General features: G+C 51.7%; 10 protein-coding genes. 8 read left to right on the top strand and 2 right to left on the bottom strand.

Annotated features, from left to right (window positions below):
* Positions 1-6 precede the first annotated feature (6 nt).
* Positions 7-1,719, top strand: a complete 1,713-nt coding sequence (locus P4S53_RS00120; RefSeq protein ID WP_337110822.1) for a BatD family protein — start codon at positions 7-9, stop codon at positions 1,717-1,719.
* 376 nt (positions 1,720-2,095) lie between these two features.
* Positions 2,096-3,337, top strand: a complete 1,242-nt coding sequence (sstT, locus tag P4S53_RS00115) for a serine/threonine transporter SstT (protein WP_337110821.1) — start codon at positions 2,096-2,098, stop codon at positions 3,335-3,337.
* Between the two features lie 110 nt (positions 3,338-3,447).
* Here sstT and P4S53_RS00110 read toward each other — a convergent pair whose 3' ends face one another.
* Positions 3,448-3,639, bottom strand: a complete 192-nt coding sequence (locus P4S53_RS00110; protein ID WP_337110820.1) for a YtxH domain-containing protein — start codon at positions 3,637-3,639, stop codon at positions 3,448-3,450.
* A gap of 395 nt (positions 3,640-4,034) precedes the next feature.
* Between P4S53_RS00110 and urtA the strand changes: the two genes are divergently transcribed.
* The 6 genes from urtA to P4S53_RS00080 all read left to right on the top strand — a co-directional run bounded on the left by urtA (position 4,035) and on the right by P4S53_RS00080 (position 11,035).
* Positions 4,035-5,324 (top strand): urea ABC transporter substrate-binding protein, encoded by a 1,290-nt coding sequence (urtA, locus tag P4S53_RS00105; protein WP_337110819.1) that lies wholly within the window; start codon positions 4,035-4,037, stop codon positions 5,322-5,324.
* Positions 5,325-5,404: 80 nt separating this feature from the next.
* Positions 5,405-7,105 (top strand): urea ABC transporter permease subunit UrtB, encoded by a 1,701-nt coding sequence (urtB, locus tag P4S53_RS00100; RefSeq protein WP_337110818.1) that lies wholly within the window; start codon positions 5,405-5,407, stop codon positions 7,103-7,105.
* Between the two features lie 14 nt (positions 7,106-7,119).
* Positions 7,120-8,205 (top strand): urea ABC transporter permease subunit UrtC, encoded by a 1,086-nt coding sequence (gene urtC, locus P4S53_RS00095; protein ID WP_337110817.1) that lies wholly within the window; start codon positions 7,120-7,122, stop codon positions 8,203-8,205.
* Complete coding sequence (gene urtD / locus P4S53_RS00090; RefSeq protein ID WP_337110816.1) at positions 8,202-9,086, top strand: urea ABC transporter ATP-binding protein UrtD; 885 nt, start codon at positions 8,202-8,204, stop codon at positions 9,084-9,086. The genes urtC and urtD overlap by 4 nt, the downstream gene beginning before the upstream one ends.
* 30 nt (positions 9,087-9,116) lie before the next feature.
* Positions 9,117-9,812, top strand: coding sequence for an urea ABC transporter ATP-binding subunit UrtE (gene urtE, locus P4S53_RS00085; RefSeq protein ID WP_337110815.1), 696 nt, complete (start codon positions 9,117-9,119; stop codon positions 9,810-9,812).
* Positions 9,813-10,075: 263 nt separating this feature from the next.
* Complete coding sequence (locus P4S53_RS00080; protein WP_337112024.1) at positions 10,076-11,035, top strand: transposase; 960 nt, start codon at positions 10,076-10,078, stop codon at positions 11,033-11,035.
* A gap of 264 nt (positions 11,036-11,299) precedes the next feature.
* Here P4S53_RS00080 and P4S53_RS00075 read toward each other — a convergent pair whose 3' ends face one another.
* The gene (locus tag P4S53_RS00075) at positions 11,300-12,217 is read right to left on the bottom strand and encodes a LysR family transcriptional regulator (RefSeq protein WP_337110814.1); all 918 of its coding nucleotides are present in this window, start codon (positions 12,215-12,217) and stop codon (positions 11,300-11,302) included.
* Positions 12,218-12,261 lie beyond the last annotated feature (44 nt).

Genomic DNA, 12,261 nt, shown 5'->3' with positions numbered 1-12,261 from the left:
CTCACAATGCATTCTAAGTATGTTATTTTTCTTTCCGCATTTTGCCGGACAAAGCTCTGGTTAAGTGTCGTGCTGCTGATTGGCAGCCTGCTCTCTTACTCGGCGTATGCCGCCCAGGTGGTGGCGACTGTGTCGTCCAGCCAGATTGGAGTGAATGAGATCTTTGAGCTGACGGTCAGCATAGATGACAATGTCAGCGCCAGTGCGCTTGATTTATCGCCACTCGAAAAAGACTTCACTGTCGGTACTGCCAGCACCCGTTCTTCTAGCCGTTTTGTCAACGGTACTGTCACCAGACAAACGCAATGGCAAGTGCCGCTCGCCGCCAAAGCGAAAGGTAATTTCACCATTCCGGCCTTTCGTATTGGCGCGTCCGCGTCAGATCCGATTCGAATTCAGGTCAATGACCGTTCAGATGCTGCCGCTTCCACCACCGATCTTGCGATTGAGGTCAACGGGCGGATGGACAAAAGCCGCCTGTATGTCGGTGAAAGTCAGATCTACATGGTACAACTCAAGCTCGGAGAACAGCTGGAAAAAGCCAGTTTAATCGCCCCTCAGGGCGAAGGATTGGAAGTGATTCAGGTGGGTGATGATCATCAGGCAGACACCGTACTGAATGGCAGACGCTACACCATTATTAACCGTAAGTACCGAGTCACAGCAACCAAGCCGGGTGATATCACCCTTCAGGGAGCCAAACTCACTGGCACTGCCTTCAAAAGTGACAGCAGCCGGCGATTTGGCATGCGGATCCCCGTCAATATTCAGGCCGAGCCAATGCCGTTGACTGTCCTTGCTGAACCCGATGACTATCAAGGGCTGTGGCTGCCAACCGCGGATCTTCAGCTGGAGCAGACATGGAACAAAGATGAGCCGAATATGAAAGTGGGTGAACCGGTTTCACGTACCCTGACACTGAAAATGAAAGGCACACCACAAAGTAACCTGCCGGATTTGTCCCTGACCTATCCTGATTCGGTCCGGGTATACAGCGAAAAGCCTGTTTACAAACAAGAGAACGATTACAGTGTCATGACGCTGAAACAAGTCATCATCCCCCGTCAGAGCGGAACGATTACCTTGCCGTCTTTGAAAGTGAACTGGTGGAATACCGATAAAGGGGAAAAAGTCATCAGCCAGGTTGAAGGTAAAGTGCTTCAGGTTCAGCCAGATGCCACAGCCAGTATTCCCGGTGACATGCGTCCATCGGATGAACAGAGTGACGGCGTGCCACAGACCGGGCTCAGTAACCCGCAGAATAACAATCCTGCGGCTGTGAATCAGCAGGCTCAGGGCGTCTCTGCCTGGTGGCCCTGGCTGACGCTGGCCATCACGCTTCTCTGGCTTGGTACTGTGATGATGTGGTGGCGGAGCCGAAAACAGCCTCCACGGACCACAGAGCCCGTCAATTCAGCCTCTGACAATAACAGCATCACAGACAAACTGATCGCGGCGGTGACAGCATGTCAGCCTATGCAGGTACAAACCTACTACAATGCCTGGGATAAATCGTACCTGACAGCGGAACACCGACAGCAGCTGGATCAGGCGGTAAATGCCATGATGGCTGCCCATTACAGTGAGTCCCCTCAGGCATGGAACAATAGTGATCTGCTGGCTCTGCTGCAACACCAGCAGAAACGCCGTAAAAAGGCGCAAACGGCCAATGGACTGGAGCCGCTGGTGCCAGAGATACCGGCGGCAGACCGAAAATGATCGGTTAACTCATACAGTTGCCGGCCCTCACAGTTCCTGTTCCATCCAACCCGCACGGTTGTGATGAACTGCGATCGAAAGATGAGGTGAAAGCGAATCCTGCCTTCGGGCAGGATTTTTCTGTTCAGCACCCATGCCCCAGCGCAATGTTCGATGGACACGGCACAGAGCAAGATAAATGCAGGCCATCTCCGACTGAAGCAGATAATTGTTAGTGATAATTCGCTCACAAATATCAGCGTTCAGTAACGTTAAAATTGTGTAACCTAAAAGTTTCTAAAAAGAGTAGTGGAAATCCTTCGATTATCCTGTTAAAAAACCTCCCGCAAACAACATAAAACGCTTCCACACCAACTCAAAACATTCAGGATGTAGTATGAGTCAACCACAACCATTCCTAGCTAAAATTGCCAATGGCAGTCTGGTTATCCAGATCATTATTGGTATCGTGGCAGGTATCGTCCTAGCCGCTGTCTCAACTGATGCCGCGCTAAAAGTCGGTTTCCTGGGCAGCCTGTTCGTCAGTGCTCTGAAAGCTGTAGCACCTGTGCTGGTGTTCATTCTGGTTGCATCTTCAATTGCAAACCAGAAAAAAGGCGCACATACCAATATGAAGCCAGTCATTATGCTGTACCTGTTCGGTACGCTGATGGCCGCCTTAACTGCCGTTACCATGAGTTTCCTTTTCCCGACGACTTTGACTCTGGACGCAGGTACTGCAAATCAGGCCGCGCCTGAAGGTATTGCAGAAGTACTGAATACACTGCTGTTCAAAGTGGTTGATAACCCAATCAACGCGCTGCTGACCGGAAACTACATTGGTATCCTGGCATGGGCTGTAGGTCTGGGTTTTGCGCTGCATTCTGCATCAGATGCAACCAAACAAGTGTTCCACGACATGTCTAACGGCGTCACACTGATCGTTCGTTTTGTTATCCGTCTGGCACCTATCGGTATCTTCGGTTTAGTCTCACAAACCTTCGCTGAAACAGGCTTCTCTGCCTTGACCAGCTACGCGCACCTGTTGGCCGTACTGCTTGGTTCTATGGCAATTATTGCCTTTGTGGTTAACCCGGCGATTGTGTACTACAAAACGAAGCAGAACCCATTCCCACTGGTGCTGAAGTGTATCCGTGAAAGTGGTATCACTGCCTTCTTTACCCGTAGTTCCGCGGCAAATATCCCGGTGAACATGCAACTGTGTAAAGATCTGGATCTGCACGAAGATACTTACTCCGTATCGATTCCTCTGGGTGCCACCATCAACATGGCGGGTGCAGCAATTACCATCACTGTACTGACTCTGGCGGCTGTCCATACGCTGGGTATTCAGGTTGATCTGGGTACTGCCCTGCTGTTGAGCGTCGTGGCTGCCGTGTCTGCATGTGGTGCATCCGGTGTTGCCGGTGGCTCTCTGCTGCTGATCCCACTGGCTTGCAGCCTGTTCGGTGTATCCAACGAAGTTGCAATGCAGGTTGTTGCGATTGGTTTCATCATTGGTGTGATTCAGGATTCAGCTGAAACGGCTCTGAACAGCTCGACTGACGTTATCTTCACTGCGGCTGCATGCCGTGCTGCCGAAGCGCAAGAAGCTGCTGCTAATCCAGTGAAAGCCTGAGCATAACGCTTGACGCTTTTCTGAACACAGAACCTAAGCACCTAACAACAATGGCGACCCTAGAGGTCGCCATTTTTATTTGAATGACTTTTTAAGTCATGCGATACCAATCAGTTTTGTAATGTCTCCAGTTGCTTGTTCAGCGCATCTTTGGCATCCGCGGCCTGATCGCCCACATCCTCAAGCATGTCCTGCGCCTCCTCCATCGGACGTGCATTCATCGCATCTTCAATCTGATCTTTATAGGTCACACCGATATAAATCCCCAGGCCCACCAGGGCAATCACAATGTATTTCAACATAGCTATCTCACTGTTATTTGTGTTGATTCACAAGCAGTATACCGCCAGCACAGACCGTAAGCTTGCCACTTCGCTCCCAGAAAACAAGACCGAAGCCAAGATAAGTGACCAAAGATGACCTACAGCTGACAATAGATGAAAGTCACTGTCGGTGCCTTTCACGCTTCTGGTGCGGGGTCAGTGAAATCACAATTCTGACTCCTGGCTCAAAATTGTGCACTGGCTGATCAGCCTGCACCATTCATGGACAGTTCTGTATTACTTTCTCTGCACACCTTCATTTCAATCAGAGTAACCTCTTGTTTTTCATTGACTCTTTTGATTGTTATCTGAAGACATTTTTCTGGCCTGTCCCTTGCTTGTGTCTGTGATAACACTAAAAAGGAGCAAACATCATGGATAAAAAAGCAGTGACACTGAAATGGGCTGCCCTCGCCGCCTCAATGACTCTCTCTTTCAATGCGTTAGCCGCCGATGACACCATTAAAGTCGGTATCCTTCATTCACTCTCCGGCACCATGGCAATCAGTGAAACCACGCTCAAAGACACTGTGCTGATGCTGATCGACGAACAAAATAAAAAAGGCGGTGTTCTGGGGAAAAAGCTGGAGCCTGTTGTTGTCGATCCTGCCTCTAACTGGCCGCTTTTTGCGGAGAAAGCGCGCGAATTGATCGAGAAAGACAAAGTGGATGTGGTGTTCGGCTGCTGGACATCTGTTTCACGTAAATCTGTGCTGCCCGTTTTTGAAGAACTCGACAGCCTGCTGTTTTATCCGGTGCAGTATGAGGGAGAGGAATCGTCCAAAAACGTATTCTACACAGGTGCGGCACCCAATCAGCAGGCCATCCCGGCCGTTGATTATCTGATGAATGAAATGGGCGTCAAACGCTGGGTCCTTGCCGGGACCGATTATGTCTACCCACGTACTACGAATAAAATCCTGGCGGCTTACCTGAAAGATAAAGGCGTCGCAGACAGCGACATCATGATCAACTATACGCCGTTCGGTTATTCCGACTGGCAGTCCATTGTTTCGGATATCAAGAAATTTGGCGCAACCGGTAAGAAAACCGCCGTTGTGTCCACCATTAATGGCGATGCCAATGTCCCCTTCTATAAAGAGCTCGCCGCTCAGGGCGTCGAAGCGGCTGATATTCCGGTGGTTGCCTTCTCTGTCGGTGAAGAAGAATTGTCAGGGATGGATACCTCGTCTCTGGTGGGTCACCTCGCCGCCTGGAACTACTTCATGAGTGTGGACACAGATCAGAACAACGATTTTGTCGAAAAATGGCACAAGTTCATCAAAGATGACAAACGTGTCACCAATGATCCGATGGAAGCCTCTTATCTGGGCTTCAACATGTGGGTGAAAGCGGTCGAAAAAGCCGGAACGACAGATTCCGATGCAGTACAGGAAGCCATCATTGGGGTGACTGTCCCGAATCTGACCGGCGGTTATGCCACCATGATGCCCAATCACCACATCACCAAACCGGTGCTGATTGGCGAGATCCAGGATGACGGCCAGTTCGTGACCGTATGGGAAACCAAAGACGAAGTGGCCGGTGATGCCTGGTCCGATTTTCTGCCCGGCTCAAAAGACTTGTTCGCCAGCTGGGAAAAACCCATGTCCTGCGGCAGCTTCAATGTTGTCTCAGGCAAATGTGCGGGCAGCAACGAATAAACCACTGACCCCATCACTCCACCGTCCGGCCCGGATTGCCGGACGATTGGACCTGTTTCCTGCACTCACGGACGACACTCATGACCAAACAGTTACTGTCGGGACTGCTGACTTTGCACCAGGCTTTCATCACTGATATTCGGCAACTGCTGATACTGTTGATCAGCTTACCCATGTTCGTTTCAACGGCTTACGCCAGTTCAGTCAGCAGCTTCACCGATGTCGAAAACAGCTTCGCCCAACGCAATTTCGAGCGCAAAGCCGAAGCCATCGAATGGTTGATTGCCCGGCATCATCCGCAGACCAAAACCATACTTGATGGCCTGCTCAATCGCGGCATTGCTTACCAGAAACGCACGCACGCTTTGGTCCTGTTACAGGATAAGCATCATGCGTTGTTGCTGAGCAGCAATAAACCGGTGACGCTCGATAACCCGCGTGACTACAAAAAAGTAGCCATCAATAATGCACTGCGCACCTTGATTCAACGGCGGCTTTCCACACTTGATGTGAGCAGCCCTGATCTGTCTGTCCGATTAACGGCAGTCCAGGCGCTGACGGGCAACACAGAACCGGACATCCTTGCAGCGCTCAGCCTGCAGCTGAGCCAGGAAAGCAGCCCGGCGGTCAAAGCGGCCATCAACCTGGCGCTCGACATCGCCAGACTGGGCCAGCTCAGCCAGGCCACTGATCTTGAGGCCGGTGAGAGCCTGAACAGCAGCATCGCAGACCACAAAGCCAGCCAGCTGGCCTTAATTGAGTCGCTGACAGATGCGGCCTACCCTGCCGCCCAACGCGCTCTGGCTCAGGCCGAACCCCTGGCAAAGGATCCCGAGATTCACAGCGCACTAACACGCGCGCTCAGCGCGTATGAGCAGCGGCAACGCCTCTACAACGGTGTCGAAACCCTGTATTTCGGATTGAGCATGGGGTCAGTGCTGGTGCTGGCCGGTATTGGTCTGGCCATCACTTTCGGCGTCATGGGGGTGATCAATATGGCGCATGGCGAGCTGATTATGCTGGGCGCGTACACCACCTATGTGCTGCAACAGCTCATGCCTCAGCATACGGCACTGGCCCTGATCCTTGCTATTCCGGCGGCTTTTGTGGTGTCGGGACTTATCGGTGTCGCGATTGAACGCAGTGTGATTCGCTTTCTGTACGGTCGTCCTTTGGAAACCCTGCTGGCCACATTCGGCATCAGCCTGATCCTGCAACAAGCCGTTCGCAGTATTTTTTCTCCGCTGAACCGCTCAGTGACGACCCCGGATTTCATGAGTGGGATGCTGGAAATCACCCCCATGCTCAGCCTGACCTGGAACCGGCTGATCATCATCGGATTTTGTATTCTGGTCTTTACCCTCTTGCTGCTGGTGCTGAAAAAAACCTCACTCGGCCTGCAGGTTCGCGCCGTCTCGCAAAACAGAGGCATGGCCCGGGCCATGGGGGTCCGATCTGAGTGGGTCGATGCCATGACATTCGGACTGGGTTCCGGCGTTGCCGGCATTGCCGGGGTTGCACTATCCCAACTGACCAATGTGGGGCCGAACATGGGCCAGAGCTACATCATCGACTCCTTCATGGTGGTGGTGTTTGGCGGTGTCGGGAATCTGTGGGGCACCCTGGTCGCCGGTCTGAGCCTGGGCATTTTCAACAAAATCCTCGAGCCCTGGGCAGGTGCCGTGCTGGCGAAAATCCTGGTGCTGGTTTTTATCATTCTGTTTATTCAAAAACGCCCGCGTGGCCTGTTCCCGCAACGCGGCAGAGCCGTTGAAGGATAAGAAAAGGATTCATTATGCTGACCTCAATACTCAGACAGGACCGCGGAGGACAGGTGTTACTGACCCTGCTGTTTGCTGCCGCGATCATCGTGCCTGTCCTCAACCTTGCTGTCCCGCAGGGGCATCCGCTTCATCTGGAAACTTACACTGTCTCGCTGCTGGGCAAATACCTGTGTTACGCCTTACTGGCACTGGCCGTCGATCTCGTCTGGGGTTATCTGGGCATTCTCAGTCTGGGCCATGGCGCTTTCTTTGCCTTGGGCGGATACGCCATGGGCATGTACCTGATGCGCCAGATTGGTGACCGGGGGGTGTACGCGAACCCCGAACTGCCGGATTTCATGGTCTTCCTGAACTGGACCGAATTACCCTGGTTCTGGCACGGCTTCGATCATTTCTGGTTGACCTGCCTGATGATCGTGCTGATCCCGGGGGCATTAGCGTTTGTCTTTGGCTGGCTGGCATTCCGCTCGCGGGTTTCGGGTGTGTATCTGTCTATCATGACACAGGCACTGACCTTTGCGCTGATGCTGGCTTTTTTCCGCAACGAGATGGGCTTTGGCGGCAATAATGGCCTGACGGATTTTAAAGACTTGCTTGGTGCCGACTTGCAGGCCGACACCACGCGAATTGCCCTGTTTGTTGCCAGTGTGCTGGCCCTGATCCTTGGTTATCTGATTTGCCGCGCCGTCGTCGCCAGCCGGTTAGGCAGTGTGGTGATCGCCATCCGTGATGCCGAACCCCGTACGCGTTTCATCGGCTATAAAGTGGAACATGTCAAACTGGCGATTTTTGTCCTGTCTGCCGTTCTGGCTGGCATTGCCGGTGCGCTTTACGTACCGCAAGTCGGCATCATCAACCCGGGAGAATTCGCCCCGCTCAACTCTATTGAAATCGTGGTGTGGGTTGCCCTTGGCGGCCGTGCCACTTTGTATGGCGCCGTCATCGGTGCGGTACTGATCAATTATGCCAAAAGCTGGTTTACGGTGGAGTTCCCGGAAGTGTGGCTCTTTGCCCTCGGCAGCCTGTTTGTCCTCGCCACCCTTGTTCTGCCCAAAGGTCTTGCCGGCCTGCTGCAACGCCGTGAGGTATCCGCATGACAACAGTCACCACGCTCAACCCGCACGCCACGTCATCACGGCTGGACAAGCTGCTGACGCACAATCCGTTACAGCCGCTGGCTCGTCGTCATGAAGTCTTTGACTTCCTGAAACCTCAGCACCACCCGCTGATCGACACCCGACACAACATACTGCTGTATGTCGAAGGCGTTTCCGTCTCCTTCGATGGTTTCCAGGCCATCAATGATCTCAACCTCTACATCAAAGAAGGTGAACTGCGTTGCATCATCGGGCCAAACGGGGCCGGTAAAACCACCATGATGGACATCATTACCGGGAAAACGCGCCCTGACAGCGGCCAGGTCTGGCTTGGTTCGAATCTCAACCTGCTGAACATGGATGAAGCGGAGATTGCCACTGCCGGTGTCGGCCGTAAATTCCAAAAACCCACCGTCTTTGAATGCCTGCCGGTCTGGACCAATCTGGAACTGGCCATGACCGGCCCCAGAGGGGTCTGGCAGACCTTCAGAGCACGCCTTTCTGGCGAACAAAAGGACAACATTGAACAGGTACTAGTACTGATTGGATTAGCTGAGCAGCGCCAGATGCTGGCGGGAAGTTTATCTCACGGCCAGAAACAGTGGCTGGAAATTGGCATGCTGCTGATGCAGAAACCCAAGCTACTGCTGGTTGACGAGCCGGTGGCAGGCATGACGCATCAGGAAATGGATCGAACCGCCGAGTTGTTGCGCTCACTGGCCGGACAGCACTCTGTGATGGTTGTCGAGCACGATATGGATTTCGTTCGCTCCATCGCCAGCACAGTGACCGTGCTCCATCAGGGGCATGTGCTGGCTGAAGGCAACATGGCAGAGATTCAGAACAATGACAAAGTCCGGGAAGTGTATTTAGGTCAGTAAGTTTTTCACTGAACGTTAAAAGGAATCACTATGTTAGAAATACAAAAATTGAACCAGTTTTACGGTGAAAGCCATACTTTGTGGGATCTTGAACTGTCTGTCCCCGAAGGTCAGTGTACTGTGCTGATGGGCCGGAACGGTGTAGGAAAAACCACGCTGTTACAATGCATTATGGGCTTAATCAAAGCCCGCAGTGGACAAATTACCTTTAACGGACAGAACTTATTACCGCTGACAACCGAAGCCCGCCCGCGCTGCGGCTTGGGCTATGTGCCTCAGGGACGGCAAATCTTTCCCCTGCTGACCGTACAGGAGAACCTGCAAATTGGCCTGCCTGTGCGCCCGCGCGGCGACCGCCGCATTCCCTCATACATCTACGATTTGTTTCCGGTATTAAAAGACATGCTGCACCGACGGGGCGGCGATTTATCCGGTGGCCAGCAACAGCAGCTCGCGATCGCCCGCGCACTGGTACTGGATCCGACATTGCTCTTACTGGATGAACCCACCGAAGGCATTCAACCCAACATCGTACAAGAAATCGGCGACATCATCCTGAAACTGAACCAAGAGCTCGGCCTGACTGTGCTGCTGGTTGAGCAAAAGCTGCCTTTTGCACGTAAAGTCGGCGACCGTTTTTGTCTGCTGGATCGAGGCCGAACCGTCGCCAGCGGAGAAATGGCAAGCCTTTCTGAGGCTCACATCCGGGAGTATCTTACCGTATGACGCAGAGCGATCTGATGAGAGGCGATCTTAAAGGGACAGGCATATTACCCCTAACGGGACAGACGCGATTAAATGGGTCATGCACACCGAAAAGACACTAAAAGGACAGACACTTCAAGGCAGATTCTGCGGATTAGATGAAAGTTACAACTTTCTCAATTTCACTAGATTGAGTATTGCGTCGATTTGTTTACGATCCGATTTCTCATCCAACTCGCGCTCATATACTGTTTATACATCCAGTTATTTTTGTGAGCGCATCCATGACAACAGCCAGAAATCAGCAAATTTGCCTTGAGGCCACAGCCTATTACCACTGCGTCTCCCGGTGTGTTCGTCGCGCTTTCCTCTGCGGGCTGGATGAAGGGTCCGGTGTTAGTTATGAGCACCGCCGCAGCTGGGTTGAAGACAGACTGTTTGCACTAGCAAAAGTATTTTGTATCGACCTATGTGCTTACGCCATTATGAGTAATCACTATCACCTTGTACTGCATATTCACAAAGCTAAAGCTGACTCTTTGTCTGACAGTGACGTCATTGATCGCTGGCTATCGTTTCACAATCCGCCCGTCTTGATCCAACGTTACCTGCGAGGAGATATTCGTACCCAGATTGAATACAAAGCAGTCTGTTCCATCATTCAGACCTGGCGGCAACGTCTCTACAGCATCAGCTGGTTTATGCGGTTGCTCAATCAATTCATTGCCACCGAAGCCAATAAAGAAGATGGTTGTAGCGGACACTTCTGGGAGGGACGATTCAAAAGTCAGGCCCTACTGGATGATAAAGCACTGGCCGCAGCTATGGCGTATGTCGATTTAAACCCCGTCCGTGCCGGTATAGCTGAAACACCGGAAACATCAAACTTCACGTCAGTCAAATCACGTCTCGATAACTTGTCTAAACCCAAGACCAGCGCTACTTATCTGTATCCTTTTATTGGCCAGAGCAGCAGCACGCGAGAAGGAATCCCCTATCATCTGGCGGATTATCTGGGACTTCTCGACTGGATCGGCAGGCATTTTCATGAAGGCAAAACGGGGCAGATTGCTCACGACGCGCCGCCCATTCTTAAACGATTAGGACTGGATGGTTCACCTTGGCTGCGCACATACAAACAATTTGAGAAAGGCAGCCTCATAGGGGCAAAGTCGTCAATGACAGCCGGCCTGCCAATAATGGGACGGAAGCGTATTTCCGGCACTCAGTTACCCGCCAATTAAACCTTGATCGGTCAATCGTTACAAAGCTTCAGCATAAGACTTTGGATCGGGTCAACGCATCTCAAATCACTGCTCATTTCTCGCTTATTGCTAGTTTTACTGGTTATCCTCCACTTTCCCTGCATCTGGCTCCATTTTTGTTAAGAGTCCAAATCCTTTCAAACCAAATAGCCACCTCAAATAAAATTCAACCGGTTAGCCTGCTAATTTGCCTGTCCCATTTAGGTACGACTATCCCAAAAGTGCCTGTCCTGTTTTCTTTTCCTAAAAGTTATCCCACTGCGGCTGATCGCCTCCCAACTGCTCCACCAGAAAATCAATCAGCACCCTGACCTTCTCAGGTAAGTGCTTACGTTCCGGGAACATGGCATAAACAGCATGCAGCGGTAAAACATAATCAGACATTACCGGAATCAATTTTCCGGAGGATAAATCCGGACCCACGATAAAGGTCGGCATCTGACAAATACCCAAACCGGCAACCAAGGCATCTCGCAGCACTTCACTGTTATTAGCCTGGAAATTCCCTCTGGGCTGAATGCTCTCTACACCAGCAGATCCTTCAAATCGCCATTCTGCACCGCCACGAAAATAGCTGTAATACAGACAGTTATGCTTCTGTAAATCCGCAGGGGATTGCGGCGTTCCGTGTATTTCCAAATAGTGCGGAGAAGCGCAAAGCACACTTCGGCAAGGCGCTAAACGCCGCGCAACAAGGCTGGATTCAGGGATGTGGCCAATACGGATGGAGAGGTCATAACCCCCTTCGATAAGATCGACCATTTTGTCATCCAGTGTCATTTCCAGCCGGATATCGGGATACCGTTGCAGAAACTCAGGGATCAACGGACTGATATGCAAGCGCCCAAACGTCATCGGGACAGTCACTTTTAGCAGTCCGCTGGGGTTGCCCTGTAACTGACCGAGTTTATCTTCAGCATCACGAGCAAGCTGATAAGCGGCTCTGGCAGATTCAAAGTATTGCTCACCGGCATCGGTCAGACTCAGACTGCGCGTAGTCCTGTTCAGCAGTCGCGTCCCCAGTTTCGCTTCAAGGTAATTGATACGCTTACTGACTGCAGATTTAGTGATCCCCAACCGTTCTGCTGCTGCTGAAAAGCTGCCACATTCCACCACAGTGACGAAAACAGGAATAGCACTGAAAGCATCGTTATCACGCATTTGTATACTATTACTCAACAGTGTTTTTCTATTGAACCCAATTA

The organism is Photobacterium sp. Hal280 (assembly GCF_037162255.1).
In the GTDB taxonomy this organism is placed as follows: domain Bacteria; phylum Pseudomonadota; class Gammaproteobacteria; order Enterobacterales; family Vibrionaceae; genus Photobacterium.
This window is presented reverse-complemented; position numbering and strand designations above follow the sequence as displayed.

What these genes read in the sequence shown, in the direction of transcription:
- P4S53_RS00120 (WP_337110822.1), top strand. Translation starts at nt 7, where the DNA reads ATGCATTCTAAGTATGTTATTTTTCTTTCCGCATTTTGCCGGACAAAG.
- urtE (WP_337110815.1), top strand. Translation starts at nt 9,117, where the DNA reads ATGTTAGAAATACAAAAATTGAACCAGTTTTACGGTGAAAGCCATACT.
- P4S53_RS00110 (WP_337110820.1), bottom strand. Translation starts at nt 3,639, where the DNA reads ATGTTGAAATACATTGTGATTGCCCTGGTGGGCCTGGGGATTTATATC.
- urtD (WP_337110816.1), top strand. Translation starts at nt 8,202, where the DNA reads ATGACAACAGTCACCACGCTCAACCCGCACGCCACGTCATCACGGCTG.
- sstT (WP_337110821.1), top strand. Translation starts at nt 2,096, where the DNA reads ATGAGTCAACCACAACCATTCCTAGCTAAAATTGCCAATGGCAGTCTG.
- urtA (WP_337110819.1), top strand. Translation starts at nt 4,035, where the DNA reads ATGGATAAAAAAGCAGTGACACTGAAATGGGCTGCCCTCGCCGCCTCA.
- P4S53_RS00075 (WP_337110814.1), bottom strand. Translation starts at nt 12,217, where the DNA reads ATGCGTGATAACGATGCTTTCAGTGCTATTCCTGTTTTCGTCACTGTG.
- urtC (WP_337110817.1), top strand. Translation starts at nt 7,120, where the DNA reads ATGCTGACCTCAATACTCAGACAGGACCGCGGAGGACAGGTGTTACTG.
- urtB (WP_337110818.1), top strand. Translation starts at nt 5,405, where the DNA reads ATGACCAAACAGTTACTGTCGGGACTGCTGACTTTGCACCAGGCTTTC.
- P4S53_RS00080 (WP_337112024.1), top strand. Translation starts at nt 10,076, where the DNA reads ATGACAACAGCCAGAAATCAGCAAATTTGCCTTGAGGCCACAGCCTAT.